Source organism: Ferrovum myxofaciens, assembly GCF_013181415.1.
GTDB lineage: Bacteria > Pseudomonadota > Gammaproteobacteria > Burkholderiales > Ferrovaceae > Ferrovum > Ferrovum myxofaciens.
The window spans coordinates 2269961-2296939 of the sequence record NZ_CP053676.1; the positions used below are offsets into that span (position 1 = coordinate 2269961).

At 58.2% G+C, this 26979-nt stretch carries 22 protein-coding genes; 12 read left to right on the plus strand and 10 right to left on the minus strand.

Annotation, left to right across the window (positions count from 1 at the left end; translation table 11 throughout):
- Positions 1-29: 29 nt before the first annotated feature.
- Together mgtA and HO274_RS11210 are read left to right on the plus strand one after the other, a co-directional pair.
- Positions 30-2729, plus strand: coding sequence for a magnesium-translocating P-type ATPase (gene mgtA, locus HO274_RS11205; RefSeq protein WP_273119702.1), 2700 nt, complete (start codon positions 30-32; stop codon positions 2727-2729).
- Positions 2730-2750: 21 nt separating this feature from the next.
- Positions 2751-4730 (plus strand): DNA repair helicase YoaA, encoded by a 1980-nt coding sequence (locus HO274_RS11210; RefSeq protein WP_273119704.1) that lies wholly within the window; start codon positions 2751-2753, stop codon positions 4728-4730.
- On the opposite strand, the gene HO274_RS11215 is transcribed toward HO274_RS11210, so the two are convergent.
- Genes HO274_RS11215 through HO274_RS11255 form a run of 9 tightly spaced genes read right to left on the minus strand, consistent with a single transcriptional unit; the run spans position 4699 to position 12855 of the window.
- A complete protein-coding gene (locus tag HO274_RS11215) occupies positions 4699-6099 on the minus strand; it encodes an ATP-binding protein (RefSeq protein ID WP_273119706.1) in 1401 nt (466 codons plus the stop codon). The genes HO274_RS11210 and HO274_RS11215 overlap by 32 nt on opposite strands.
- Complete coding sequence (gene ompR / locus HO274_RS11220) at positions 6027-6755, minus strand: osmolarity response regulator transcription factor OmpR (RefSeq protein ID WP_273119708.1); 729 nt, start codon at positions 6753-6755, stop codon at positions 6027-6029. The genes HO274_RS11215 and ompR overlap by 73 nt, the downstream gene beginning before the upstream one ends.
- Positions 6756-6801: 46 nt before the next feature.
- On the minus strand, positions 6802-7548 hold the full coding sequence (locus tag HO274_RS11225) for a uracil-DNA glycosylase (RefSeq protein WP_273119710.1): 747 nt from the start codon (positions 7546-7548) through the stop codon (positions 6802-6804).
- Positions 7549-7564: 16 nt separating this feature from the next.
- Complete coding sequence (gene rimI / locus HO274_RS11230; RefSeq protein ID WP_273119712.1) at positions 7565-8020, minus strand: ribosomal protein S18-alanine N-acetyltransferase; 456 nt, start codon at positions 8018-8020, stop codon at positions 7565-7567.
- Entirely contained in the window at positions 8017-8703 is a 687-nt protein-coding gene (gene tsaB, locus HO274_RS11235; RefSeq protein ID WP_273119714.1) for a tRNA (adenosine(37)-N6)-threonylcarbamoyltransferase complex dimerization subunit type 1 TsaB, read from the minus strand. Before tsaB ends, rimI begins: the two co-directional genes overlap by 4 nt.
- The gene (gene lplT, locus HO274_RS11240; RefSeq protein WP_031596291.1) at positions 8700-10004 is read right to left on the minus strand and encodes a lysophospholipid transporter LplT; all 1305 of its coding nucleotides are present in this window, start codon (positions 10002-10004) and stop codon (positions 8700-8702) included. The genes tsaB and lplT overlap by 4 nt, the downstream gene beginning before the upstream one ends.
- A 13-nt stretch (positions 10005-10017) precedes the next feature.
- Positions 10018-11415 (minus strand): PhoH family protein, encoded by a 1398-nt coding sequence (locus HO274_RS11245; protein WP_273119717.1) that lies wholly within the window; start codon positions 11413-11415, stop codon positions 10018-10020.
- A gap of 26 nt (positions 11416-11441) precedes the next feature.
- Positions 11442-11894 (minus strand): peroxiredoxin, encoded by a 453-nt coding sequence (locus HO274_RS11250; RefSeq protein WP_082783197.1) that lies wholly within the window; start codon positions 11892-11894, stop codon positions 11442-11444.
- Between the two features lie 55 nt (positions 11895-11949).
- Positions 11950-12855 (minus strand): polysaccharide deacetylase family protein, encoded by a 906-nt coding sequence (locus HO274_RS11255; protein ID WP_420537408.1) that lies wholly within the window; start codon positions 12853-12855, stop codon positions 11950-11952.
- An 88-nt stretch (positions 12856-12943) separates the two neighbouring features.
- Between HO274_RS11255 and typA the strand changes: the two genes are divergently transcribed.
- The 4 genes from typA (at position 12944) to HO274_RS11275 (ending at position 20611) form a co-directional block, all read left to right on the plus strand.
- Positions 12944-14755, plus strand: a complete 1812-nt coding sequence (gene typA, locus HO274_RS11260; protein WP_273119723.1) for a translational GTPase TypA — start codon at positions 12944-12946, stop codon at positions 14753-14755.
- Between the two features lie 68 nt (positions 14756-14823).
- On the plus strand, positions 14824-16407 hold the full coding sequence (locus HO274_RS11265) for an efflux transporter outer membrane subunit (protein WP_273119725.1): 1584 nt from the start codon (positions 14824-14826) through the stop codon (positions 16405-16407).
- A gap of 4 nt (positions 16408-16411) precedes the next feature.
- Positions 16412-17557 (plus strand): efflux RND transporter periplasmic adaptor subunit, encoded by a 1146-nt coding sequence (locus HO274_RS11270; protein WP_273119727.1) that lies wholly within the window; start codon positions 16412-16414, stop codon positions 17555-17557.
- 9 nt (positions 17558-17566) lie between these two features.
- Positions 17567-20611, plus strand: a complete 3045-nt coding sequence (locus HO274_RS11275; RefSeq protein WP_273119729.1) for an efflux RND transporter permease subunit — start codon at positions 17567-17569, stop codon at positions 20609-20611.
- On the opposite strand, the gene HO274_RS11280 is transcribed toward HO274_RS11275, so the two are convergent.
- A complete protein-coding gene (locus tag HO274_RS11280) occupies positions 20608-21384 on the minus strand; it encodes a ferredoxin--NADP reductase (protein WP_031596276.1) in 777 nt (258 codons plus the stop codon). The two genes, HO274_RS11275 and HO274_RS11280, sit on opposite strands and share 4 nt — an antisense overlap.
- A 210-nt stretch (positions 21385-21594) precedes the next feature.
- Here HO274_RS11280 and HO274_RS11285 point away from each other — a divergent pair, with 210 nt between their 5' ends.
- Genes HO274_RS11285 through HO274_RS11310 form a run of 6 tightly spaced genes read left to right on the plus strand, consistent with a single transcriptional unit; the run spans position 21595 to position 26938 of the window.
- The gene (locus HO274_RS11285) at positions 21595-21849 is read left to right on the plus strand and encodes an AbrB/MazE/SpoVT family DNA-binding domain-containing protein (RefSeq protein ID WP_031596275.1); all 255 of its coding nucleotides are present in this window, start codon (positions 21595-21597) and stop codon (positions 21847-21849) included.
- On the plus strand, positions 21837-22292 hold the full coding sequence (locus tag HO274_RS11290; RefSeq protein ID WP_062188463.1) for a type II toxin-antitoxin system VapC family toxin: 456 nt from the start codon (positions 21837-21839) through the stop codon (positions 22290-22292). Before HO274_RS11285 ends, HO274_RS11290 begins: the two co-directional genes overlap by 13 nt.
- A gap of 27 nt (positions 22293-22319) precedes the next feature.
- The gene (gene bioF, locus HO274_RS11295; RefSeq protein WP_273119733.1) at positions 22320-23483 is read left to right on the plus strand and encodes an 8-amino-7-oxononanoate synthase; all 1164 of its coding nucleotides are present in this window, start codon (positions 22320-22322) and stop codon (positions 23481-23483) included.
- A complete protein-coding gene (bioA, locus tag HO274_RS11300; RefSeq protein ID WP_273119737.1) occupies positions 23480-24778 on the plus strand; it encodes an adenosylmethionine--8-amino-7-oxononanoate transaminase in 1299 nt (432 codons plus the stop codon). Before bioF ends, bioA begins: the two co-directional genes overlap by 4 nt.
- The gene (bioD, locus tag HO274_RS11305; RefSeq protein WP_273119740.1) at positions 24775-25485 is read left to right on the plus strand and encodes a dethiobiotin synthase; all 711 of its coding nucleotides are present in this window, start codon (positions 24775-24777) and stop codon (positions 25483-25485) included. Before bioA ends, bioD begins: the two co-directional genes overlap by 4 nt.
- A gap of 22 nt (positions 25486-25507) precedes the next feature.
- Positions 25508-26938 carry a high affinity choline transporter 1 gene (locus tag HO274_RS11310; protein WP_273119742.1) on the plus strand — a complete coding sequence of 477 codons (1431 nt, stop codon included), beginning with the start codon at positions 25508-25510 and terminating at the stop codon, positions 26936-26938.
- Positions 26939-26979 lie beyond the last annotated feature (41 nt).

The window sequence follows — 26979 nt, forward strand, 5'->3', positions numbered from 1 at the left end:
AATACCGGGATGACCGGTCAGGAGGTTGTATGGCAGATTTTCGTGGCATCTTTTTCAAACGGAACGTTTCATCCCGTTCCTCCGCCCCCCCAGGCCAGAGCGACTCCACATTGTTGCTGGAAGTGGCCCACTGTGAAAGCGAGTTGGCCCTGCGTCGGCTGGACAGTTCTGTGGAGGGATTGCTCGATCGGGAAGCGGAGGACCGCTTGGGGGTGTATGGTGCCAATACTGTGGCACAGGAGGCCCGAGTGGGGCCCCTGCGCCAACTCCTTTCCTATTTCAAGAATCCCCTCAACTTGCTGTTGATCGCCTTGGCGGTGCTGTCCCTCTATCTGGGAGACCGGGAGGCAGCCACCATCATTGCCCTGATGGTGGTCATCAGCATTACCCTGACGTTTGTGCAGGAGTACCGCTCCACCAATGCCGCCGAACGGTTGCGCGAAATGGTGAGTACCACCGCGACGGTGTTGCGCAAGGATCGGCGCAGCGGGGTTCCCGATGAGGTCAATCGTTATTTCAATATTCATTTGCATCCCCATGGCCCCCAACGGCGCGAGGTTCCCATTGCGGAACTGGTGCCTGGGGATGTGATTCAACTCTCGGCCGGGGACATGATTCCGGCAGATGTGCGGCTGTTGACGGCCAAGGATTTGTTCATCAACCAATCCTCTCTGACGGGCGAAGCCTTGCCGGTGGAAAAGTTTTTTGCGGCTGAAACCGATACGACGCGTGCGCCCCTTCAACTCAACAATGTCTGTTTCATGGGGACCAATGTGGTCAGTGGCACGGCAACGGCAGTGATCGTGCATACCGGCGCACTGACTTACTTTGGGCGTCTGGCCCAGTTGGTCACGGGTGAAAAGAACCTGACCAGTTTTGACCGGGGCATCCGCCAGTTCACCTGGCTCATGATCCGATTCATTTTTGTCATGACTCCGCTGGTTTTCCTGATCAATGGATTTACCAAGGGCGACTGGATGGAGGCTTTCCTGTTTGCGGTGGCAGTGGCGGTGGGGCTGACTCCGGAAATGCTGCCCATGATCGTCACGGTCAATCTGGGCAAGGGGGCCCTGGCCATGTCCCGCAAGAAGGTGATCGTCAAGCGCCTCAACTCCATTCAGAATTTCGGGGCCATGGATGTGCTGTGCACGGACAAGACCGGGACTCTCACCCAGGACAAGATTATCCTGGAAAAACATGTGGATATCTACGGTCATGAGAACGAGGACGTACTGGAGTATGCCTATCTCAACAGTTATCACCAGTCCGGACTCAAGAATCTTTTGGATGTGGCGGTTCTGGAATATGCCGGACTGACAGAACGGATCAAGGCTGGGGTGCAGTACCGCAAGATCGATGAAATTCCTTTTGACTTTCAGCGTCGCCGTATGTCGGTGGTGGTGGAAGGCAAGGGTCGCCACCTTCTGATCTGCAAGGGAGCAGTGGAAGAAGTGTTTTCCTGCTGCACCCATGCCGAGGTCAACGGAAGTGTGGAAGCCCTTGAACCCTCCTATCTGGGACAACTCCTGCAGGTGACACGGGAACTCAATGAAGATGGGTTTCGGGTCATTGCCATTGCCTACAAGGAAACGGCTTCCCGGGGTGGCGCCTACGGGCTCAAGGACGAAAGCGATCTGGTGCTGGTGGGCTACATTGCCTTTCTGGATCCGCCCAAGGACAGTGCACGGGAAGCCATTGCGGCGCTCCATCGGCATGGGGTGCAGGTCAAGATCCTGACCGGGGACAATGATGTGGTTACCCGCAAGGTTTGCCATGAAGTGGGGCTCAAGGTTGATGAAATCCTGCTGGGTTCCGTCATGGAAACCCTTTCGGATGAGGAATTGGCGGAAGCCGCAGAACGCATCGTGGTCTTTGCCAAATTGTCTCCGGCGCAGAAGGCACGGGTCATCAAGGCATTGCATCTGCGCGGCCATGTGGTGGGTTTCATGGGGGACGGAATCAATGATGGTCCGGCTCTGAAGGCAGCAGACGTCGGTATCTCGGTGGATACGGCGGTGGATATCGCCAAGGAATCGGCAGACATCATCCTGCTGGAAAAAAGTTTGATGGTGCTCGAAGAAGGCGTCATCGAAGGGCGCAAAGTCTTTGGCAATATCGTCAAATACATCAAGATGGGCGCCAGTTCCAACTTTGGCAACATGTTCAGCGTACTGGGTGCCAGTGCCTGGCTGCCCTTTCTGCCCATGCAGGCCATCCAGGTGCTGACCAATAACCTGCTCTATGATTTTTCCCAGACGGCCATTCCCACGGATCATGTGGATGAGGAATACATTTCCCAACCCAGGCGCTGGGACATTGCCAATATCACGCGCTTCATGCTCATGATGGGGCCCATCAGTTCCATTTTCGACTATCTGACCTTTGCCTTGATGTATTACGTCTTCAAAGCCAATACGGTGGCGGGCGAATCGATGTTTCAGACCGCCTGGTTCGTGGAATCCCTGCTCTCCCAGACCCTGATCATCCATATCATCCGTACGGGTCGGATTCCTTTTCTGCAGAGTCGGGCCAGCTTGCCCATGACCCTGACGAGTTTGATCATCTGCTCGGTTGCCGTCTGGTTGCCCTATTCACCCTTTGCCCATGCCCTGGGATTCACGCCGTTGCCCATCCACTTCTGGCCTTATTTGGTGGGTATATTGGCAGGGTACCTGACGCTGGCACACGTGGTCAAAACGTGGTTCATCCGCCGTTACGGGCTGAACTGAGGGAGGCAAGGGAGAGCGCTCATGCTGGATATCGGACCTGCATTTTCGAGTAGCGGCCCCCTCGCCCAGGGCGTGGCGGCCTATCGACTCCGTCCGGCCCAGATAGAAATGGCACAGGCTGTGCTGCAGGCGCTGGAGGAACGATCAGCCCTCGTCGTGGAAGCCGGGACAGGAACCGGAAAAACTTTCGCCTACCTGATTCCTGCCCTTCTGTCCGGGGCTCGGGTGATCCTGTCCACGGCTTCGAAAACCTTGCAGGACCAACTGTTTCAGCGCGACATCCCGGCGCTGCGGGAGGTGCTGAAAATCCCCGTGTCTGTGGCTTTGCTCAAGGGCAGAGCCAACTATCTTTGTCCCCATCACCTGGAAGAAACGCTCCGTCAGGGGGTGCTTTTTGATCGTGAAGAAGTGGCCCACCTGCATCAGGTACAGGCTTTTGCCCAGCGGACCACCAGCGGGGATATTGCCGAACTGGGGGAAGTTCCGGAACAGTCGGCCATCTGGCGCAAGGTAACCTCCACGCGGGAAAACTGTCTGGGGCAGGAATGCGCCCACCTTGCCAACTGTTTCATATTGGCCGCGCGCAAACAGGCGCTTCAGGCAGATCTGGTGGTCATCAATCACCACCTGTTCTTTGCCGATCTGGTATTGCGCGATGAAGGCGTTGGGGAATTGCTGCCTTTGGCCGATGCCGTGATTTTTGATGAGGCCCATCAGTTACCGGCCATCGCTACCCATTTTTTTGGTCAATCTCTTTCCACATTCCGGGTTATTGAACTCACGGAAACCCTCCATGCCCTTCTGCCTGGCCTCGGCATCGAGCAGGATGAACTGAGCCAGAGTGCCCGCCAACTGGAAAAAAGCACCACGCCCTTGCGTCATTCCCTCACTTTGCGGGAAGGAAGGCTGACTCTGGAGCAGGTTCGCCGCGAACCCGCCTTTGCTGCGGCATGGGAAGCCTTCATTCAGGCGCTGGAACAATTTGTGGGGCGCTTGGTCACTCATGGCGAGCGCGCTGAAGCCCTGCAGGAATTGGCCAAGGAAGCACAAAATTGCCATGACATGGCTGTTCTTTGGCAAACAGCCGAGTTGCCCGGACAGGTGCGCTGGGTGGAATGTTTTCCCCAAACCCTCCATTTCAATGCCACACCCCTCGGTTTGGGAAAGTTGCTGGGGCCCTACTGGCAGGATACCCAACGGGCCTGGATCTTCACTTCGGCCACCTTGTCGGTCAAGGGAGACTTTTCCCATTATCTGGAAGCCATGGGGCTCCCTCAAGCCCGTGCCCTCAGTTGGGAGAGTCCCTTCGATTATTTTCATCAGGCGCTTCTGTATGTGCCGCAGGATTTGCCCCTGCCCCAGGAGCCGACTCATACCCGTACCCTGCTGGAACGGGCCCGTCCCCTGCTGGAGGCCAGTCAGGGACGAGCCTTCCTGCTTTTTACGACCTACCGGGCACTGCAGGAAGCACAGCGCATTCTGGAAGCCTGGAAGCAGGAAGGGCAATGGGCCTATCCTGTGCTGGTTCAGGGGCAGCGTACTCGAAGCGATCTGCTCAAACGCTTTCGCCGCACGAAACATGCGGTTCTGCTCGGTACCTCTTCTTTCTGGGAGGGCGTGGACATCAAGGGCGAAGCCCTTTCCGTGGTGATCATCGACAAGCTGCCCTTTGCTCCCCCGGATGATCCCGTCGAGGCCGCGCGCATCGAGGAAATCAATCGGGCAGGGCGCAATGGCTTCATGGACTATCAGTTACCCCGCGCCATCCTGCAACTCAAGCAAGGAGCCGGGCGCTTGATTCGCGATGAACAGGATCGCGGGGTTTTGATGATCGGGGATCGTCGTATCCTGGAAAAATCCTACGGCACAAAAATCTGGCAGAGTTTGCCCCCCATGGCGCGGACGAGAGAGTTGGCGGTGGCCTGTGGTTTCTTTCAGCGTCCCGCTGCCTCCGGACCCATTGAACCGGTCAAGGGGTCAGATCCGGAGGAGAGTCATTAGGAAGGGGCAAGCGGACGGTGACTTCCAGCCCTCCCTCCGGGGGGCTGCGTAATTCCAGTGTACCGTGATGCAGGTCCACGATACGCGCCACGATGGCCAGTCCCAGTCCCGATCCGGGGGGGCCTCCCCGCGAACTTTCGCGCCGTGTGAACGGCTGCAGGAGGTGGGGAATCTCCTGGACTGGAATACCCTCGCCGTGGTCCCGTACGACCAGACAGACGGCTTTCCCCTTTTGATGCAAGCCCAGGTGAAAGGGAGGCTTGCCATAACGAATCGCATTCTCCAACAGATTGTTGAGGATTCGTTCGAGGGCACGTTCATTGAAGCATACCCGGGGCAGATTGGGGGTTATGTCCAGAGTGACCGGAATACCCCGACTGACGAAGCGTTCCTGGCACGCCACGGCAAGGGGCGCAACGGTCCGGAGATGCAGGGGGTAATGGGGTCGATCCCGGGCAAAATCCAGAAACTGGTCGATAATCCGGTCGATTTCTTCCAGATCCTGAATCAGGGGGTCGAGCGCCGGGGGGCCGGGTAACTGGAGCATTTCCAGCGCCAGACGCAGCCGTGACAGGGGGGTGCGCAGATCGTGGGAAACTCCCGCCAGCATGATGGTGCGGTTGGATTCCAGGTTTTTGAGCGCATGTTGCATGGTGTGGAAGGCTTCACTGACTTCGCGAATTTCAGTGGGAATGTCCGGGGTGATTTTCAGGAGGCTGGGTTGCCCGGAGGCAATGCAATGTGCGGCCTGGGTCAAATCCCGCAAGGGACGATTGATGCGATAGACTGCCCAGTACACGCTGGAAAATCCGAGCAGGATCACAAGGGCCAGCAAGAGGGCCCATTTTTCCGGGAAATCTGCGTCAAAGCGTTGGCGTTGGGTAATGTACCAAAAATCTCCGTGGGTGGTATGCAAAGGAATCCAGACGGTGGGCAACTGACCTTGGGTAGTGATCCAGAGGCGGGTTGCGGGATAACGGAGCTGCAATCGTTGTTGCAGCAGGAAGATCCGGCTGGAGGGTGCGGGACTGCGAATCCGCCGGGGATCGGGGGTGGCGGATTGAATCACGCCGCCTTCGCTGTCATCAAATTCTCGAATGAACGCCGATTGCGCCGTAGGGGAGAGATATTCCAGCGCGGTGATCAGGGAAAAAATATGATTGGCCCGATCCTGAATGGTATGTTCCAGCAAAGGTGCGACATAGAAGCGCTGAAACACGAAGAGGGTGGCGATGTGGGTCACCAGCACCGTCAGTACCGTGACGAAGAGGGTACGTCCCAGCAGTGAGCGGGCGATCATTCCGGGGCGGTGATCTCGGGGACGAAGATGTATCCGATGCCCCAGACGGTACGGATGTGGCGGGGACATCCCGGATCTTCTTCGAGCAGACGGCGCAAGCGCGAAATCTGGACGTCGATGCTGCGGTCAAACACCTCCCGTTCCCGACCCCGTACCAGATCCGTGAGTTTTTCTCGGGAAAGGGGTTCGTGGGGGTGCGTGACCAGGGCCCGCAGGAGAGAAAATTCACTGCTGGAGAGGGCAACCAGTTCTCCATTTTTGTGCAGGGTGCGTTGCAGCAGATGAAAACTGAACTCCCCAAAGGTCACCAGATCCTGGGCATGGTGGTCTGCGGGCAGGGGTGTATCCCAGGACTGGCGCCGCAGGACGGCCTGAATCCGAGCCAGCAACTCCTTGGGGTTGAAGGGCTTGGAGAGGTAGTCATCGGCACCTGTGTTGAGTCCCAGAATCCGGTCCGAGTCATTGCCCTTGGCGGTGAGCATGATAATGGGAATGGGGTTGTTTTGGGCGCGCAGCCGACGGCACAGCGCCAAACCATCCTCGCCGGGGAGCATCAGGTCCAATACCAGCAAATCCTGGGGGGTTTTCGCCAAGGCCTGGTCGAGCGCGAGGGCATCGGGGACGGCCGTCACACTGAAGCCTTGTTGAGAAAGATAACGCTGCAGTAGTTCGCGTAATCGAAGATCGTCATCCAGGACGATGATGCGGGGGCGTGGAGTATTCATGTGCGCATGATAGTGTAACCGGAAAAAAAATTGTATCGATTTGTAATCATTCCGGTGTCGTTTGGGGATGGGATCCGGATTGGGCAGGTTCCGTGAGCAGACGGCGCGCACCACAGAGGTCTGCCCAGGTCCCCGCTTTTTCTGCCGGGGTACGCAGAAGGTAGGCGGGATGCCAGGTAACGACGGTGGGGATGCCTTCGAAGAGATGGGTCGTGGAACGCAGTTGGGCCATGGACAGAGGGGTATCCAGCAAGGTGCGGGCGGCAACCTTGCCCAGCAGGACCAGAATGCGCGGTTGGACCTGTGCGATTTGCTGACGCAGGAAGGGCAGGCAGGTCGCACATTCAGGGTCACTGGGGGTGCGATTATGGGGCGGACGGCATTTCACCACATTGGCAATGGAGACCTGGGGACCCCGTTCCAGCCCCAGGGCGGTGAGCATGGCATCCAGCAGACGTCCCGCAGGTCCGACGAAGGGCAATCCGCGCGCATCTTCTTCTGCGCCGGGTCCTTCCCCGATGAACATCCAGGGGCTGCCGGGGTGAATCAGGCCAAAAACCGCTTGTTTGCGTTGTTCGTGAAGTGCACAACGGGTGCAGGAAGCCACCTGCTGGCGCAGATCCCCCGTTACCGGCAAGTCGGGGAGCACCGGCGGAAGGGTGGGAATGCCCCGGCTTTCCCCCTCTTTTCTGGCGGGGGAGAGAGTTTCGGGGAGGGCAGGCAGCGGGTTTGCTCGGGGAATCCAGAGGGGCCACAGTCCCAACTCTCTCCAGCAGGCTTCCTGTGTGTGCATATCGACGCTCTCCGGCTCAGGGGGTCAGGGAGCGGCGCAGCACGAGGGCGTCCTCACGAGTTCCCGTGGGGGCCGCATAATAACCCCGGCGGGTTCCAATGGGCTGGAAATGGGCCGAGCGGTATAAACCCAGGGCGGCTTCATTAGAGATGCGTACTTCGAGCAGCAGGCATTCCGCGCCCTGCGCGCTGGCCTGGGTGATGACCTCGTGGAGCAGGATGCGCCCATAACCCTGGCGTTGCCAAGGCTGGTCAATGACCAGGTTGAGCAGTTGGGCTTCTTGAAAAACGAGCAAGAAAAAAGCATAACCGAACAGCGTTCCCGAGGGGGTCACCATTCCCAATCCCTGATGCTGGGACAAGGATTCCTGCAGTTGACGCCCGCTCCAGGGCGCAGAAAAATTGCGCTTTTCGATGGCGCGAAGCGCATCCACGTCCTGGAGGGTGAGCAGACGCAGGGAACAGGTATTCACAGACCACGTTCTGCGCGGGTCAGGGCAACCCGCTGGCGCAGATAGATGGGTTGGGCGGTGGCGGGACTGACCCCGGCCGTGCGCTTCCTGGCCTGTCCTGCCAGGGCGGCGATGTGCGTGGCGTGGGGAAACAGTCCCGGGACCGTGCCCTGCCACTGGGAGCCCCAGCGCGCGTCGAGCAGGGTATTCCAGGCGACGGCTCCGGAACCGACGCCCCACCAGTCTCCGGCGGGCAGGTCGGGCAAGTCCGTGGGATGACACAGTTGAGGCGGCAAACGTTCCTGCCATTCTTCACCCTGACGCTCATAGGCGGCGAGATAGACCTGGTTCATGCGCGCATCCAGCGCCACGACGACGCGGGGATGGGGGGCGACCTCCGTGAGGCATTCGAGGGTGGAAATGGGGAAAAGGGGGATCCCCAGACCCAATCCCAGGCCTTGCGCGATGCCACAGGCCAGCCGGACCCCGGTGAAGCCGCCGGGGCCTGCTCCATAGGCAATTCCTCCCAGGTCCTCCCAGGTTCGTTGGGCCTTGGCCAGAACCGAGTCCAGCAAGGACCAGATGCGCTCGGAAGGCGCGGCCCCTTCATCCTGGTGCGTGGCCAGAATCTGTCCCTCCTGCCACAGGGCGACGGAGGCACGCTCAGTGGAAAATTCCAGGGCGAGGAGAAGGTCGGGGTTCAATCCACATACTCCACGTGACGATAACGGCGATAGAGCCAGAACATCAAACTACTGATGAACAGGGCCAGCAGCAGGACGCTGGTGTAAAAAGCCGCTTCCGTCGGCCTCAGGGCGTGCCCGCGCAGGGTTTCGATGCCCAGGTCCTGAAAGAGGTGGCGCAGGGGCACGTCGGCCCGAATGACTCCGGCATAAATTCCAAGCAGAGCAAGAATGCTGATGTTTTCATTGAAGTTTTGAACTGCGATGCTATGACCTGCCCCCATGATTTGATGGCCGCGATGTTGCAGGAGGGCATTCATTGGCACCACAAAAAATCCGGCCATGGCACCGGCCGCCACCAGCAGGACCACGGCCACGGCCCAGTCCCGCACCACCAGCATGCCCAGAATGGCGAACCCCATGGCCACGCCCACCGGCAGCACCTTGATGGCACTTTCCAGACGTACCCATTTGGCGGCCGCAATGGAACCCAGAGCGATTCCCACAGCGGAAACTGCCGTGAGTTGGGTGGCCTGCTCCAGGTTGAAATGCAGTTGGAGGGTTGCCCAAACCAGCACGATCAGACGGAGAGAAGAACCAACGCCCCAGAAAATGGTGGTCACTGCCAGAGAAACCTGCCCCAGCGGGTCACGCCACAGTTGGAGAAATGAGCGCCAGAAATCCTGCACCAGAAACCAGGGGTTCCTGCGCGGGGGGACATGGTCGGGCAAGACGCGGGGAATATACAGGTTTACCACGGCGGCTCCAACATAGAGCAGCAGGATGATGAGAATGGAAAAGCGCGGGGCATTCAGGGTGTGGCCGATCAAAGGGGTGCTGAAGGCGACAAAAAGTTGGTAGAGGGGCAGGCCGGGTTTGAGTATCCAGCCTCCCAATACAGCACCGAAAATAATGGCAATGACGGTCAAGGCCTCCATCCAGCTGTTGGCAACCACCAATTTTCCGGGGGGGAGACACTCCGTTAAAATACCGTATTTGGCGGGCGAATAGGCCGCCGCCCCCAAACCCACCAAGCCGTAGGCAAAGAGCGGGTTGATCCCCGCCAGCATGGCCAGACAGCCCAGCAATTTAATGATATTGCTGAGGAACATCACGCGCCCCTTGGGCAGGGCATCAGAAAAAGCGCCCACGAAGGGGGCCAGAAAAATGTAGGAGAGTACAAAAAATTGTTGCAGGAAAGGGACATACTCAGGGGGGGCCGAGATCGTTTTGAGCAGGGCAATGGCCGCAAACAACAAGGCGTTGTCAGCCAGCGCAGAAAGAAATTGCGCCAGCAGTATGATATAGAACCCTAACTCCATGAAAGGCCTGGAGTTACAGCACTTCGGCTGCGTAGTCGGCGAGACGGGAGCGCTCTCCCCGTTGTAAAGTGACGTGTCCGCTGTGTACCCAACCCTTGAAACGGTCCACCACATAGGTGAGTCCGGAACTGCCCTCCGTGAGGTAGGGGGTGTCGATCTGGGCGATATTCCCCAGGCAGATCACCTTGGTTCCCGGACCGGCACGCGTGATCAGGGTTTTCATCTGTTTGGGCGTCAGGTTCTGGGCTTCATCGATGATCAGATATTTGTTGAGAAAAGTTCGTCCACGCATGAAATTCAGGGACTTGATCTTGATGCGCGAACGAATCAGATCGCGCGTGGCTGCCCGTCCCCAGTCTCCGGCTTCTTCGTCCCCCTTGTTGAGAACATCCAGATTGTCTTCCAGCGCGCCCATCCAGGGCGTCATTTTCTCTTCTTCCGTCCCGGGCAAGAAACCGATATCTTCCCCCACCGGCACTGTGACCCGGGTCATGATGATCTCGGAATACAGTTTGTGTTCAATGGTTTGCATCAGTCCTGCGGCCAGAGTCAGTAGGGTTTTTCCCGTTCCTGCCTGACCGAGCAAGGTGATGAAATCGAGATCAGGATTCATGAGCAGGTTCAGGGCAAAATTCTGTTCCCGGTTGGCCGCCACGATTCCCCAGGTGTTATTGCGCTGGGACGTATAGTCGCGCAGTATTTCGAGGACGGCAGAGGACCCGATCCGTTCCTTGACGCGGGCATAGAAGGGTTTTTCCCCTTGTTCCTGATAGACGAATTCGTTCAGGAAGAAGCCGGGAACCAAAGGACCTTCCACCTTGTACAGGGTACGTCCCTGTTCCTGCCAGGATTGCATGCCCTTGCCGTGGGTTTCCCAGAAATCCTCCGGTAATTCACGAACGCCGGTGTACAGCAGATCGGTATCTTCCAGGACCTTGTCGTTGAAATAATCCTCAGCATCGACGCCCAACGCGCGGGCCTTGATGCGCATGTTGATGTCTTTGCTGACCAGGATGACGGGGCGCTGGGGTTGGCTGCGCTGGAGTTCGAGGGCAACGGCCAGGATCTGGTTGTCGGGTTTTTCCTCAGCCAGCAGGGCGGTAGGCGGGGTTTTCTTCAAGGTCTGCAAAAACAGGGTACCTGAAGGGCCGGGATTCTGTGCGCGTGCGAGGGAAATTCCCAGGCTGATATCGGTTTTGCCCGCACGGGTGATGATTTCATCGAGAAAACGACTGACCTGCCGGGCATTCCGCGCCACTTCGGTCATCCCCTTCTTGTTGTGATCCAATTCCTCGATGGTCATCATGGGCAGAAACACATCGTGTTCCTGAAATTGGAAGAGGCTGGTGGGATCGTGCAGCAACACGTTGGTATCGAGGACGAACAACTTGGGGATTGAGTGGTCAACCATGGGCGGTGGGCTCCGGGAGAAAGTGGTCAGGGCAGTGTGCGGAGGGTTTCCAGAACGTGTTGCGCGTGACCGGGGACTTTGACCCCGCGCCAGATTTCGGCCAAACGGCCTTCAGAATCGATCAGGAAGGTGCTGCGTTCAATGCCGCGAACCTGCTTGCCGTACATGTTCTTCATTTTCATGACGCCGAACAGGGTGCAGGCCAGTTCATCGGGATCGCTCAGGAGGTGAAAAGGGAAGCTCATCTTGGCCCGGAACTTTTCGTGGCTGGACAGGCTGTCGCGCGAGATGCCCCAGATCGGACAACGCAGAGCCTCAAACTCGGAAAACAACTGGGTGAACTGAAGTCCTTCGTCGGTACATCCCGGGGTATCGTCCCTGGGGTAGAAATACAGAATCAGAGGCGCTCCCCGTTGGTCATTCAACTGAAAGTGCGGTCCGGCAGTGGACGCCAACCGGAAGTCCGGTACCAACTCCATTTTCTCCATGGTTTCTCCAAAACAGGTCCGTGATGGTGCAAGTATAGCCTATGGTTCAGCGCGCTGTACCTTGCAGGGCCAAGGTGCCTGAGCGACCGGGGAGGGAGCCCTGGATCATGGGGCACGAGGGCAAGGGGTGGAATTCCATGGTCGAAGCCATTTGGGCCAGGGAAACCAACTGGTAGCCCTGGGTTTTCCAGCCCCGCAGTAATTCCTGGAATACCGGGCGCAAACGCTGACCTTCCAGTTCGGCATGCAGGGTGAAGACATGGCCCAGGGGCGGGTCCTCTTGGGTGAGGGCCAGTAATTTCGAAGCGACTGTAGAGACATCCACTCCCTCCAGGCCAATCAGTTCGTCCAGGGTGGGGAGGGTGGTGGGCAACTGCAGGCAGCGTGCAGGGTGATCGCCCAGCAGAGGGCGAAAGGGGCCCTGTCCGCGCCCATCCGATGCCCATTTGAAATGCTGTTCATCGAGCCAGCACAGGGCGTCCTCGGTCATCTGCCAACCGGCGGCGCCGTGGACGTGGGGGGCTTCCCCGAAGATTTTCTTGAAACGGGCGCAGGCCAGGCCAAGCTGGGCGCGTCCCCAGGCGGGCGGGCGCTGGTGCAGGTTGTCCTGCCAGGCGGTATGGTCCCAGGTATGAATCCCCACTTCAAAGCCTGCAGCAGCCACGGCGCGCAGTATGGGGGCGGTTTTGAGGCCGATGTCGGGTCCGGGAAGCAGGGTGCCATAGAGCAGGGTGCGCAGACCGTAATGTTCCAGCACGGAGGTGCGTTTGACCTTGCCCAGAAAACCGGGTCGAAAGACGCGCTTGAGGGCACGTCCCGTATGATCGGGCCCCAGGCTGAACAGGAAGGTGGCCTGGGCCTGTTCGGCACGTAGTAATTCCACCAGCGCGGGAACCCCTGTGCGGGTTCCGCGCAGGGTGTCTACATCCACTTTCAGGGCCAAGAGTCGCATGGGCGAGACTATGGACACTTTTTCACCACTCGGCAAGCCCCCCTTGCTGGTAGAATAGTGGTCTTTCTAAATTATTGGTTGAATTTTCATGGCTCGTCATTTACGCAACATCGCCATCATCGCGCATGTGGACCACGGCAAGACCACGCTGGTGGATAAATTGCTCCAGCAGTCCGGGACCTTCGCGGCTCATCAGCACATGACGGAACGGGTCATGGACAGCAACGATCTGGAAAAGGAACGGGGCATCACCATTCTGGCCAAGAATTGTGCCGTGGATTATGAAGGGGTCCACATCAATATCGTGGATACCCCCGGACACGCCGATTTTGGCGGCGAAGTGGAGCGCGTGCTGTCCATGGTGGATGGTGTGCTGTTGCTGGTGGATGCCGTGGAAGGGCCCATGCCCCAGACCCGCTTCGTCACCCGCAAAGCCTTGGCCCAGGGACTCAAGCCGGTGGTGGTGGTGAACAAGATCGATCGTCCGGGGGCCCGTCCGGACTGGGTGGTCAATCAGACCTTCGATCTTTTCGACAAGTTGGGTGCCACGGAAGAACAACTGGATTTTCCGGTGGTGTACGCTTCGGCCTTGCAGGGGTATGCCACCCTCGACCCCCAGCATCCGGGTACGGATCTGCGTCCCCTGTTTGACGCAGTTCTGAAGTATGTTCCGGAGCGGAAGGGGGATGCGGAAGGTCCGCTGCAATTGCAGATCGTGTCTCTGGATTATTCCAGTTTCGTGGGGCGGATCGGGATTGGCCGGGTCCACCGCGGACGTATCCGGACGGGTCAGGAAGTGGCTATCTTGCGGGGTCCGGACTCGCCTTTGAAGCGCGGACGCGTCAATCAGATCCTGGGGTTCAAGGGGTTGGAACGGGTTCCTTTTGAAACTGCGGAAGCCGGAGATATCGTTCTGATCACGGGCATCGAAGAGTTGGGCATCGGGGTGACCCTGACCGAGGTGGATAAACCCGAAGCGCTTCCTATGCTGGACGTGGATGAGCCGACCCTGACCATGAATTTCCAGGTGAATACCTCGCCCTTTGCCGGGCAGGAAGGCAAGTTCGTCACCAGTCGTCAGATCCGCGAACGGCTGGAGCGTGAATTGCTCAGCAATGTGGCCCTGCGCGTCCAGGAAACCGACGATATGGACATTTTTCTGGTGTCCGGACGAGGCGAATTGCATTTGACCATCCTGCTCGAGAACATGCGTCGGGAAGGCTACGAATTGGCGGTGTCCCGTCCCCGTGTCCTGTTGAAAGAGATCGATGGAGTGCGCTGTGAGCCCTTTGAAGCGCTCACGCTGGATGTGGAAGATGCCCATCAGGGCGCGGTCATGCAGGCGCTGGGCGAACGACGGGGTGATTTGCAGGACATGCAATCCGACAGTCAGGGACGGGTACGCCTCGATTACCACATTCCGGCGCGCGGTCTGATCGGGTTTCAATCCGAATTTTTGACCATGACCCGAGGAACCGGGTTGATGAGTCATGTCTTCGATGATTATGGCCCCATGAAACCGGAAATTGCGGCGCGTCGCAATGGAGTCCTGGTTTCTGCCGAACAGGGCGAAGCCGTGGCCTATGCCCTGTGGAAATTGCAGGAACGGGGTCGTATGTTCGTGATTCCTGGGGATCGTGTCTACGAAGGTATGGTGATCGGGATTCACAGTCGGGACAATGATCTGGTGGTCAACCCGGTGAAAACCAAACAATTAACCAATATTCGTGCGGCGGGCAAGGACGAAGCGGTGGTTTTGATGTCTCCGGTGACGTTGACCCTGGAATCTGCCATCGAATTCATTGCCGATGACGAATTGGTGGAGATCACGCCTCAAACACTGCGCGTTCGTAAGCGCTACCTGCTGGAAAATGATCGCAAGCGGGCCTCCCGCAGTTAGGCGGAAAGGTTTGCGTTGGATGATACGGGTGCGTACAATAAGGTCGTTTTAGAATTGGAGTAAATCCAGTGTCGGGTGTCGGTCGTTCCAGCCAAAACAGAAGTGACCGTTCCGGCCTCCCGTTTTTCTGTGGCTTGCGCAGGTCGGGAGCACGAATCCTGGGTCGTGGCATGATTCTGGCGCTGGTGACCGGATGTACCACGGTGGGCCCGGATTTCAAGTCCCCCACCTTGGCCAAGGGCGTGTCTGTGTTGCCGGCTTCTTCTCCTCAGGTAGGGGGAGCCGAGGGGGACGCCCAACACTTTGTGGCGGGCCAAACCGGAAGTCAGGATTGGTGGAAATCCTATGGATGTCCGGATCTCGATGGGTTGGTACAGATTGCCCTGGATCAAAATCCTACAGTGGAAGCCGCCCGTGCCACCCTGATACAAGCGGGAGAAAACGCCACCGCAATTCAGGATAATCTGACCCTGCCCACCGTCGATGCCCAATTTGCGCAAACCCGCCAGCGCTTTTCCACGGCGGCCTTTGGCATGCCGGGAGGACAGATTTATCAGTTCAATCTTAGCAATGCTTCGGTCAACGTGTCCTATCCTTTGGATGTGTTTGGGGGCAACCGCCGTCAGGTCGAGGCCCTGCAAGCCCAACATGAAATGCAGGCCCACCTGTGGCAGGCTGCACGGGAAACCCTGATTGCCAATGTGGTGACCACCGTGGTGCGGGAGGCCAGTCTGCGCGCCCAACTCGATGCAACGAACGCGCTGCTCCAGGCGCAAGGTGAATTGCTGGACCTGACGCGCCAACGGCAGGGGATGGGCGCCCTGTCCCTCAACGAAGTGGCAGAGCCCCAGGCCGAACTGGCCCAGAGCCGTGCCAATCGCGAGGTCCTCGCTTTACAGTTGGAGCAGATCCGCCATCAACTGGCGGCATATCTGGGGCAATATCCTGCGCAAAACTCCTTGCCCGAATTCCATCTGGCGGATCTGCATCTGCCTCAATTTCTTCCTCAGGCCGTTCCTTCGGCGTTGTTGCGTCAGCGTCCGGATATCCGGGCCAGTGAAGCGCAATGGCATCAAGCCACCGCCAATCTGGGGGTGACCATTGCCGGGGCTTATCCCAATCTGACCCTCACGGGAGATATGGGGGCGATGGCCTTGACCCCGGGGGCTCTGTTCAGTCCTGCTTCATCGGTTTGGTCGTTGGGTGCCGGGGTGGTTCAGCCGATTTTTCATGGGGGGGCCTTGAGCGCGGCCAAACGGGGTGCGGAAGCGGCGGTCCAGAGCGCGGCGGCGCAGTATCGCAACACCGTGGTCCAGGCCTTTCGTACCGTGGCCGATGTCTTGCGCGCCTTGACCCATGATGCGGCCACGCTGGAGGCTGAACGATCGATCATGGAAATACGGCAGCAAAGTTTGGATCTGGCGGATCAACAGTATCGGTTGGGCGGCATCAGTTATCCGGCACTTCTCGCCGCACGGGTTCAGGATGCCCAGGCCCATATGGGGGTCGCCCAGGCCCAGGGAGTCCGTTTGGCCGATACGGCCGCCTTTTATTTGGCCCTGGGGGGAGAAGTAGACCCCGCGGCCGTGGCGCAGGCCACTCCGGTTTCCCCTTCTTCTTCGGCACAATCTGCCCTTCCAGATGCACGGTGATTTTATGACAGTTCAATCTGCCCCTTCCCTGAAAAAACGCCTGATCCTCATGGGTGCGCTGATGACTCTGCTGGTGGTGGGGTTGGTGGGATTCACTCTGTTCAAACGGGCCATGATGCAAAAATACCTGACGGGCGGTGCGGCTCACCCCCCTCAGGTGGTGACAGCCCAGGTTATTCAATGGACGAACTGGCAACCCTCCTTCGACACCATCGGTTCCCTGCGGGCAGCCCGTGGCGTGCAGATCAGCGTGGAAGTTGCGGGTATGGTGCGCCGGGTCGCTTTCAAGGCCGGGGATGAGGTTCAAGCCGGACAAACCTTGGTGGAAATGGTGGATGATGCGGAACGGGCGGCCCTCCAGGCGCAGATCGCAGGACTGGAACTGGCCCGCCTGACATTGAAACGGGATGAAGCCCAGTATGCGGTGCATGCCATCAGTCAGGCGCAACTGGAGGTGGACCGCGCGGATGTGGACAGTCGGACGGCGCAGCGAGATCAGGCACTGGCCCTGCTGGCCAAAAAAAAGGTCACGGCCCCTTTTGCGGGACAGATGGGGATCACCCTGGTCAATCCCGGACAGTACCTCAATCCCGGCGACAAAATTGCCACCTTGCAAACCGTGCACCAGTTGCTGGTGGATTTCAATCTGCCTCAGCAATTTTTGGGCCGTATCGCCGTGGGACAATGGGTTCATTTGTCTTTTGAAGCCTGGCCTGGTAAAACCTTTGCCGCCCGGGTGGTGGCGCGTAATCCCGAGGTGGATGCCAGTACCCGCAACGTGTCGGTGGAGGCCCGTCTCGAACCGGGCACTGCTTCCCTGTTGCCCGGTGCCTTTGCCCACGTGACCTGGGACTATGACCGAGCGGCCCCACGTTTGACTCTTCCCCAGTCGGCCATTGCTTTCAATCCCTATGGGGCCACCGTGTTTGTGATTCAGCGTGGTCCTGGGGGAACTCCTCCCAAAGCCCAACAGGTGTTCATCACCACGGGGGCAACCCGGGGCGATCAGATCGCGGTATTGAGCGGTCTTAAAGCGGGAGACGAAGTAGTGACCAGCGGGCAATTGAAACTCAAGTCAGGCATGTCCGTCGCGCTCAGTACGGCGGCTGCACCGCCCTTTGCGGCGGCGCCTAACCCGCAAGAACAGTAAGGGGATACCATGCGTTTTACGGATCTCTTCTTGCGCCGACCGGTGTTGGCCACGGTGGTCAACCTGATCATCCTGGTGCTGGGGTTGCGGGCGTTGTTCGGGTTGCCGGTGAGCCAATATCCGCAGACCCAGAATGCGGTGGTCACTATTGCCACCAGTTACTATGGTGCCGATGCCCAGACCGTTGCGGGATTCATTACCCAGCCCCTGGAAGCTGCTATTGCCCAGGCGCAGGGCATCGATTACCTTTCTTCCAACAGCTTGATGGGAGCATCCGTCATCACCGCTACCTTGCGTCTGAATTATGACGCCAGTCGCGCCCTGACGGAAATCAACACCCAGGTCAATTCGGTACGCAACCAACTGCCCCCCCAAGCCCAGCAACCCGTCTTGTCCGTTCAGATGGGGCAGACGGTGGATGCCATGTACATGGGGTTTTACAGCGAAACCTTGCCCACCAGCAATGTAACCGACTTTTTGTTGCGTGAAATCAAACCCACCCTGGATTCCGTGGAGGGGGTGCAAACCGCCGAATTGCTGGGCGCGCGCAATTTTGCCTTGCGGGCCTGGCTGGATCAGAACCGTATGGCCGCCAACGGGGTGACGGCCGCCGATGTAAGCGCGGCGCTGGCCGCCAACAATTATCTGACCTCGGCGGGGGCCACGAAAGGGCAGGCTGTCACCGTGGACTTGACGGCGGGCACGGATCTTCATTCGGTGGAGGAATTCAAGCGTCTGGTGGTCAAGCAAACGGGCCTCGGTCTCGTGCATCTCGAGGATGTGGCGGATGTGACGCTGGGTTCGGACAATTATGATTTCAATGTGGCCTTTGATGGGCAGAAGTCCGTCTTCATCGGGATCAAGGTGGCCCCCAATGCCAATGTTCTGGAGGTGGCCGAACGGGTACGCAAAGCCTTCCCTGCCCTGCAGGCCAAATTACCCGCGGGACTGACGGGCAAGATCGTTTATGACTCCACCGAGTATATTACTTCGGCCATTCACGAAGTGGCCAAGACCCTGCTGGAGGCGCTGGTCATTGTCACGGCGGTGATTTTTCTGTTCCTTGGGCGCGCCCGTGCCGTGATCATTCCCCTGGTGACTTTGCCCCTGTCCCTGGTGGGCACGTTTTTGGTCATGCTCATGCTGGGGTATTCCATCAACTTGCTGACCCTTCTGGCCTTGGTGCTGGCCATCGGGTTGGTGGTGGATGATGCCATCATCGTGGTGGAGAATGTGGAACGTCATCAGCGCCTGGGCAAGAGCGCCCGGGAAGCGGCATTTCTGGCGGCTCGGGAACTGGCCGGGCCGATCCTGGCCATGACCGTGGTGCTGGTGGCGGTCTATATTCCCATCGGTTTCCAGGGGGGACTGACGGGTGCCCTGTTTACGGAGTTCGCTTTCACTCTGGCCGGTGCGGTGACCCTCTCCGGGATCGTGGCTTTGACCTTGTCTCCCGTGATGTGTGCCCACTTTCTCAAGCAGGAACATGCCTCTGCGGGGTTTATGGCCCGTCTGGAACGGGGCCTGGAACGATTGCACGACCGGTACCGCAGAACTCTTTCCAGTGCCCTGGAAACCCATGGGGTCATGATCGTGATGGGTTTTCTGTTTCTGGGCGTGACGGTATTTTTATTCATGACCTCGATGCGCGAATTGGCGCCACAGGAAGATCAGGGGATCGTGCTTTACTCCATGATTGGCCCGGCCAATGTGACAGCGGATGAAATGCAGCGAAATGCCCAGGCTCTTCAGAAAATCGCCAGGACCGAGCCCGAATATTCCCAGATGTTTCAGATCACGGGCGCGCCAGTGCTCAATCAGGGGCTCGGCGGGGTGGTGTTCAAACCCTGGGAAGAACGCAAACGCAGCGCGGAACAGTTGCAGAAAGAATTACAGATGCGTTGGGCCCAGGTGCCTGGCGTCCGGGTGGCTGCCTTCCAGTTTCCTCCTTTGCCGGGAACCCAGGGACTGCCTGTACAGTTCGTGATCACCACCACCGAATCCTTTGAACAACTGGATGAAGTGGCGCAAAAGATCGTGGATCGGGCGCGTCAGAGCGGGATGTTCTTCTTCGTGGATGCGGATCTCAAACTGGATAAACCCCAATCCCGGTTTGTCGTGGATCGTGACCTGACCGCCGCGCTGGGTCTCACCCAACAGGATGTGGGCGACGGTCTCAGTGGGGCATTGTCGGGGAATTACATCAATTATTTTTCCATGGATGGGCGTTCTTACCGGGTCATTCCACAGGTTCGACAAACAGATCGCCTCAATCCTTCCCAGGTTCCTGCCTACTATTTTCGTACTCCGGACGGGCGATTATTTTCGGCGGCGACCCTGGGACATTTGCGTCAACTCGTGGTGCCGGAAACGGTGAGCCACTTTCAGCAACTCAATGCAACGACCATTGGCGGGGTGACGACGCCGCTGGTGTCGCAGGGTGAAGTTCTGGCCTTTCTGAATAAAACGCTTCAGGAGGTGGCGCCCAGCGGTTTCAACGTGGATTATTCCGGGGCTTCCCGGCAGTTCATGAGCGAATCGGGGAGTTTTGCCGTGACCTTGCTGTTTGCCGTACTCATGGTCTTTCTGGTGCTGGCCGCCTTGTTTGAAAGTTTCCGTGATCCGCTCATCATTTTGATTTCCATTCCCATGGCCCTGTTTGGTGCCTTGCTCCTGATCAACCTCGGGGGGGCCAGCCTCAACATTTATACCCAGGTCGGTTTGGTGACTCTGATGGGGTTGATCAGCAAACACGGAATCCTGATTGTCCAGTTTGCCAATGAGTTGCAGCGGGCAGGGCGCACCAAACGGGAGGCGATCGTGGAAGCCGCCAGCATTCGGATGCGTCCCATCCTGATGACCACGACTGCCATGGTATTGGGCGTGCTGCCCCTGGTGCTGGCCGGGGGGGCAGGCGCCGCAGGGCGCCGTGCCATGGGGTTGGTGATTTTTTCCGGGCTGTCCATCGGTACCCTGTTCACCTTGTTCGTGGTTCCTGCCATGTATCTATGGCTGGCGCGGGTCCGTCAGGAAGAAGAAAAAGCCCCGGCTTAACGTTCCACGAAGGCCCGTTCGATGACGAAGTCACCGGGTTCGCCCACGCCTCCGGAGATTTTCAGTCCCCGTTCGGTGAGTAACGCTGAAATGTCCTTCAGCATCCCTGGACTGCCGCAGATCATGGCCCGGTCTACAGCGGGATCAAGAGGGGGCAAGCCCACATCGGAAAACAGTTTTCCGTTTTCGATGAGGGTCGTGATGCGTCCCGTCGTCTCGAATTCCTCACGGGTGACAGTGGGGTAATAGATCAGTTTCCGGCGTACCTCTTCGCCAAAGAATTCATTGGCAGGCAGTTCGTGGGTGATGAAATCGCGGTAGGCCAATTCGGAAACCTGGCGCACGCCATGTACCAGAATGATCTTGTCGAAACGTTCGTAGGTTTCGGGATCCTTGATGATGCTCATGAAGGGGGCCAAGCCGGTGCCCGTGGAAAACAGGTAGGCATGTTTGCCGGGGAGCAGGTCATGAATCACCAGGGTGCCCACGGGTTTTTTGCTGACCAGCAGGGAATCCCCCACCTGGATGTGTTGCAGACGCGAGGTCAGGGGACCGTTGGGAACCTTGATGCTGAGAAATTCCAGATGTTCGTCATAATTGGCGCTGGCAATGCTGTAGGCACGGGTCAGGGGTTTTCCGTCCACCTCCAGACCGATCATGACAAAATGACCGTTTTCAAAGCGTAACCCGGCATCCCGGGTGGTCGTAAAACTGAACAGGGTGTCGTTCCAATGATGGACAGAGAGAATTTTTTCGGTACTATACGCGGCCATGATGACGAAAAATCCAAGGAAAACCACGATTATAATCTGTCTCGACGGGATTCCAAAGTCTGCACGGTTATAATCTTATATGCCAAACCGGAACGATGGATATACTGAACATTTTGGACTTAATCAGAGTGGATCGGCGAACAAACTTGCGTCAGAATAGTAGGAATGCTAGGATGAATTCCTACTTTCCAACCAGCACTGGAGCCGGCCATGTCACAAGTGCGAGTAAGACTCAAACACCAGATTACAATCCCCACCCGCATTGCTGAAGCAGCGCACATCAAACCCAACGACATGCTTGAAGTGGCTTTTGCAAACGGCGTTGTTACCTTGGTGCCCGTAAACCGCAAGGCGCGCAAAGAGTCGGCAATGGCCTACGCAGGTATCGCACGTGGCCTTTGGGGGCAAACAACCGCAGAAATTGAAGCCGACCTGAATGGTGGTCGTGACACATGGGAAAGATAGAGGATGCTATCGCCCGCATGGTCGGACACCGCGTCTACCTGGACACTAATGTTTTTGTGTACTTCCTGGACCGCAACCCAGACTATTTCTCGGTGGTCGCACCCATCATTGAAGCCATTGATTCTGGGTTAATCATCGGCTATACCGGGGATGCCGCGGTTGCCGAGACATTAGTGAAGCCCTATCAAATCGGTAATCCGGCACTGGTTGAGAGTGTTAAGACATTTTTTGGCATGGAAGATTTTTTGTCTATCCAACCGCATGATGCTGAAACCTTTGACTTGGCTGCACAGTTGAGGGCCGAGCGTGGCTTGAAATTTATCGATGCGCTGCATTACGCTACGGCGATTCAAGCGGGCTGTAAATTCTTCTTGACCAACGATGGTGGAATTCAATCAAGTGACGTTCTTGAAGTTGTGCCTGTGAAAACATTGGCTGAATAAGGTACGCACCGACTAGCCAGAGAACCTATGATGAACGTCTACGCCTCACGTCTTCAGGATTGGCAACGCCAGGGGTTGGAACGACCGCACCATCCGGTGCAGGGTCCCCAGGGACCCTATCTGAGCGTGGACAACCGGACATTTCTGGCCTTCTGCTCCAATGATTATCTGGGGCTGGCCAACGATCCCCGAGTCTGCGCCGCAGCTCAAAGGGGGCTCGAGCAGTATGGGATCGGTGCCGGTGCCTCGGCTCTGGTATGCGGCTATAGCGCCGCCCAGGCCGAACTGGAGGCGTGGATCGCGCATTGGCTGGGTCTGGAACGGGTGCTGGTGTTTTCCTCGGGCTATCTCACGCATTTGGGGGTGATTCCCGTGCTGGTGGATGGGGCAACCGCCGTGTTTTCCGATGCGCTCAACCATGCCAGTTTGATCGACGGGGTGCGGCTGGCCCGGCCTGCCCAACTGACCATTTACCCCCACGGGGATTGGGAATTTTTGGAACGGTCCTTGCGCACTTGCGCGTTCGGACAACGCTGGATACTTACGGATGGAGTCTTCAGCATGGATGGGGATGTCGCCCCCTTGCGGGAATTGGTGCGCCTGGCAGAACAGTACGAAGCCTGGGTTCTGGTGGATGATGCCCATGGGCTGGGTGTCCTGGGTCCGGAGGGGAAGGGCAGTCTGGCAGCCCTTGGGGTGAGTTCCGCACGGGTCTTGCACATGGCGACCTTTGGCAAGGCGGTAGGTACTGCAGGTGCTTTTGTGGGGGGCACCGCCACCTTGATGGACTGGTTGGCACAACGGGCCCGTACCCATATGTTTTCCACGGCCCTGCCGCCCCTGGTGCAGGCGGCTACCCAGGTTGCTTTGGAATGTGTGGCCAGTGAGGAATTCCGGCGTACCCATCTGGCCCAGTTGGGGGAAAGACTCCAGAGGGGATTGCAGGCTCTGGGTCTGGGGGGGGTGCCTTCCTGCACCGCCATTCATCCCCTGATTCTGGGGGAGAACCCGCGGGTGATGGCGGTGTCTCATCGGTTGCGTGAAGAGGGGCTGTGGGTAGCGGCCATTCGCCCGCCCAGCGTTCCGGAAGGAACGGCCCGTCTGAGAATTTCGTTGAGTGCAGCCCATTCGGTGGCGCACATCGATCGGTTATTGGAAGGTCTTGAAAAAGCGATAGGGGTCGAAGCATGAATCAAGCCGCGAGTTGGGCCAAACGGAGTGCGGCAGCAGTCTGGCACCCCTGTACCCAGATGCAATGGCTGGAAGAATATCCGGTCCATCTGATCCAGTCGGCACAGGGGGCCTGGCTGGTGGAGGAGCAGGGGCGACGCGTCCTGGATGCCATCAGTTCCTGGTGGGTCAACCTGTGGGGGCATGGCCATCCCGCCATTGTGGCGGCGCTCAAGGACCAACTGGACCGACTGGATCATGTGATGCTGGCGGGGCTGACCCATCAGTCCGTGGTGGAATTGTCCGAACGCCTGAGCGCTCGTACGGGCGGAACCCTGGGTCACTGTTTTTATGGGTCCGATGGTGCTTCGGCCACGGAAATGGCCCTCAAGATGAGTGTCCATTACTGGCGCCATCAGGGGCAGCCAAATAAAAATTCCTTCATCGCGCTGGCCCATGGGTACCATGGGGAAACCCTGGGGGCGCTTGGGGTGACGGATATTCCGCTATTCCGTACGGCCTATGCCGCATTGATTCGGGGAGCGCACACCATTCCCGCTCCGGACAGTCGGATTCCGGGCAGCGAGGCCCGTTCCCTGGAAGCGCTGGCAACTTATCTGGCTGCTCATCAGGGAGAAGTGGCAGCACTGATTCTGGAACCTCTGGTGCAAGCCGCAGCGGGCATGGTGTTCCATTCTCCGGAGTATGTGCGGGCGGTGCTGGCCTGTTGCCGGCACCATGACGTCCATGTCATTGCCGATGAAATTGCCGTGGGATTTGGCAGGACGGGTACCTTCTTTGCCTATGAGCAAAGCGGGATCACCCCGGATTTCCTGTGTTTGTCCAAGGGGATCACCGGTGGGTTTCTGCCTCTTTCCGTGGTCCTGACCCAGGACCCCCTCTATCAGGCTTTTTACGCGGAAGGGGTGGATCGGGCCTTTCTTCATTCCCATTCTTATACGGGCAATCCTCTGGCTTGTCGGGCTGCGCTGGCCGTACAACAGTTATTCGACGAAACCGGAATTTTGGCGCTCAATCAGGCCCGCCAAGCACAAATGGCACAACAGGTGGCGCCCCTGTTTGCCCATCCGCGCATCACTCAGGGACGACAGCGGGGCATGATCTGGGCCTGCGAGGTGATCGATCCCCCCGCGCACTTTGCCCGTCGTTTTCATGCCCGTGCCTGGGAAGCCGGCGTGTTGTTGCGCCCCATCGGGCATACCCTCTACTTTATGCCTCCCCTCAATCTGACGGGAGAGGAACTGGATTTTCTGGTGGGTCGGACCCTGGAAACCCTCGAGGAGGTGCTGGCATGAGGGGTTGGTTCGTGTTGGGCACCGATACGGGGGTGGGCAAGAGCCGGGTGGCTTGTGCCTTGCTGGAAGGCGTGCGCCGAGAAGGACTGCACGGGTTGGGCATGAAACCCGTGGCTACCGGGTTTTTCCGACAGGGCGACCGATGGGTCAACGAAGATGTGGAACTGTTGAAACATCATGGGGATTCCACGCTGAAACATTCCGGTGGACGAGTTCCAGAGGAATGGATCAATCCCTATGGTTTCGAACCGCCCATTGCGCCCCATCTGGCGGCGCATCGGCAAGGGGTCAACCTTTCCTTCGGGGTCATGCGCACTGCGTATCAACATTTGCAGAGCGAGACCGATTGTCTGGTGGTGGAAGGCGCAGGGGGGGTGTTGGTACCCCTGGGGGAGGAGGGCGATATGGTCGATCTGGCTCAAAGTTTCGCCCTGCCTGTAATTCTGGTGGTGGGGCTACGTCTGGGGTGTCTCAATCATGCCTTGCTGAGCGCCGAAGCCCTCCAACATCGTTCGCTGCCCTGGGCGGGATGGATCGCCAATTGCCTGAGTCCCGATCTGGAGGAAGAAGAGGGACAGATCCGGACGTTGCAGGCACGTTTGCCAGGACCTTTTCTGGGCCGGTATCCCTACGGGATGCCGCCTGAACTCGGGTACACTGCCCTCCACTGGGAAAGTTTGAGAAAATCGCCCCGCTCTGCGGTGTAAAGTTCACGGAGAGAGTTCTGTCATGTTGCTCTGGTTTGTCATCGGCTATTGGGCCGTTTCGGTAGCCATTGGCCTGATCGTGGCTTTGCGCGTGCGCAATACCGCAGATTATGCAGCTGCGGGGCATCGCATGCCTCTTTATGTGGTGACAGCCACTGTGTTTGCCACCTGGTTCGGCTCTGAAACGGTACTGGGGATTCCGGCCACTTTTCTCAAGGAAGGCTTGCGGGGCGTCGTGGCAGATCCCTTCGGTTCCTCTCTTTGTCTGGTGCTCGTCGGTTTGTTCTTTGCCCGCCCCCTCTACCGGCGCAAATTGCTGACCATCGGTGACTTCTATCGACGTCAATATGGGCGTACCGTGGAGGTACTGGTGACCCTGTGCATCGTGATCTCTTATCTGGGCTGGGTGGCGGCCCAGATCAAGGCCCTGGGACTGGTGTTCAACGTGGTTTCCGCCGGAGCGATGAGCAAAGCCACCGGCATGATCGTAGGCGCGACCACGGTCATGGTTTATACCCTGTTTGGCGGAATGCTGTCGGTGGCCATCACGGACTTCATCCAGATGATCATCATCATGCTGGGCATGGTGTACATCGGCTGGGATCTGGGGGGGCCGGCGGGGGGGGTGGGTGCCGTGGTCCATCAGGCGTCGGTGCAGGGCAAACTGGCCTTCTGGCCCGCCCCGCACTGGGGGGCTGTGATCGCTTTCTTCACGGCCTGGATCACCATGATGCTGGGGTCCATTCCGCAGCAGGATGTCTTTCAGCGGGTGACCTCCTCCGACACGGAAATCACTGCCCGCAATGCTTCGATTCTGGGTGGGGTGTTGTATTTTCTGTTTGCCTTCATTCCCATGTTTCTGGCTTATTCTGCGACACGTATCGACCCGGCACTGGTCAGTCGCTACCTGGATACGGATTCTCAACAGATTCTGCCCCAACTGATCCTGACTCATTCCCCTCTATTCGCCCAGATCATGTTCTTTGGGGCATTGCTGTCGGCCATCAAGAGTTGTGCCTCGGCCACCTTGCTGGCACCTTCCGTGACCTTTGCGGAAAATATCGTGCGCGGATTTACGCCGGGGATGACCGACCGGCAGTTGTTGACGGTGATGCGTTGGGTGGTGTTTTGTTTTACCTGTCTGGTAACGGTCATCGCCCTCAATTCCCAGGCGTCCATCTTCAGTATGGTGGAGGATGCCTATAAAGTGACCTTGGTTGCCGCTTTTGTGCCCCTGGCCTTTGGGGTGTACTGGAAGCGCGCCACTCCTTGGGGGGGGCTGGCTTCGGTGGTTTTGGGTCTTGCGGTATGGTTGTTGGGCGAAGGGTGGGCTCCAGAAGCGTTGATCCCTCCGCAGTTAGCCGGATTGGGTGCCAGTTTGGTGGGAATGGTGGCGGGATCCCTGCTGGAGGCCAGACAAAAAGGTAGCCAGAGTCTCCAGCCAGCCCCATAAAACCCCCGTATCACTGCCTGTTGCCCATTGACCGGGTATAT

Excerpts from the sequence above, each read along its gene's own strand:
- mgtA (WP_273119702.1), top strand. The coding sequence starts at position 30 with ATGGCAGATTTTCGTGGCATCTTTTTCAAACGGAACGTTTCATCCCGT.
- HO274_RS11210 (WP_273119704.1), top strand. The coding sequence starts at position 2,751 with ATGCTGGATATCGGACCTGCATTTTCGAGTAGCGGCCCCCTCGCCCAG.
- HO274_RS11215 (WP_273119706.1), bottom strand. The coding sequence starts at position 6,099 with ATGTCCCCGCCACATCCGTACCGTCTGGGGCATCGGATACATCTTCGT.
- ompR (WP_273119708.1), bottom strand. The coding sequence starts at position 6,755 with ATGAATACTCCACGCCCCCGCATCATCGTCCTGGATGACGATCTTCGA.
- HO274_RS11225 (WP_273119710.1), bottom strand. The coding sequence starts at position 7,548 with ATGCACACACAGGAAGCCTGCTGGAGAGAGTTGGGACTGTGGCCCCTC.
- lplT (WP_031596291.1), bottom strand. The coding sequence starts at position 10,004 with ATGGAGTTAGGGTTCTATATCATACTGCTGGCGCAATTTCTTTCTGCG.
- HO274_RS11245 (WP_273119717.1), bottom strand. The coding sequence starts at position 11,415 with ATGGTTGACCACTCAATCCCCAAGTTGTTCGTCCTCGATACCAACGTG.
- HO274_RS11250 (WP_082783197.1), bottom strand. The coding sequence starts at position 11,894 with ATGGAGTTGGTACCGGACTTCCGGTTGGCGTCCACTGCCGGACCGCAC.
- HO274_RS11255 (WP_420537408.1), bottom strand. The coding sequence starts at position 12,855 with ATGCGACTCTTGGCCCTGAAAGTGGATGTAGACACCCTGCGCGGAACC.
- typA (WP_273119723.1), top strand. The coding sequence starts at position 12,944 with ATGGCTCGTCATTTACGCAACATCGCCATCATCGCGCATGTGGACCAC.
- HO274_RS11270 (WP_273119727.1), top strand. The coding sequence starts at position 16,412 with ATGACAGTTCAATCTGCCCCTTCCCTGAAAAAACGCCTGATCCTCATG.
- HO274_RS11275 (WP_273119729.1), top strand. The coding sequence starts at position 17,567 with ATGCGTTTTACGGATCTCTTCTTGCGCCGACCGGTGTTGGCCACGGTG.
- HO274_RS11280 (WP_031596276.1), bottom strand. The coding sequence starts at position 21,384 with ATGGCCGCGTATAGTACCGAAAAAATTCTCTCTGTCCATCATTGGAAC.
- HO274_RS11285 (WP_031596275.1), top strand. The coding sequence starts at position 21,595 with ATGTCACAAGTGCGAGTAAGACTCAAACACCAGATTACAATCCCCACC.
- HO274_RS11290 (WP_062188463.1), top strand. The coding sequence starts at position 21,837 with ATGGGAAAGATAGAGGATGCTATCGCCCGCATGGTCGGACACCGCGTC.
- bioF (WP_273119733.1), top strand. The coding sequence starts at position 22,320 with ATGATGAACGTCTACGCCTCACGTCTTCAGGATTGGCAACGCCAGGGG.
- bioA (WP_273119737.1), top strand. The coding sequence starts at position 23,480 with ATGAATCAAGCCGCGAGTTGGGCCAAACGGAGTGCGGCAGCAGTCTGG.
- bioD (WP_273119740.1), top strand. The coding sequence starts at position 24,775 with ATGAGGGGTTGGTTCGTGTTGGGCACCGATACGGGGGTGGGCAAGAGC.
- HO274_RS11310 (WP_273119742.1), top strand. The coding sequence starts at position 25,508 with ATGTTGCTCTGGTTTGTCATCGGCTATTGGGCCGTTTCGGTAGCCATT.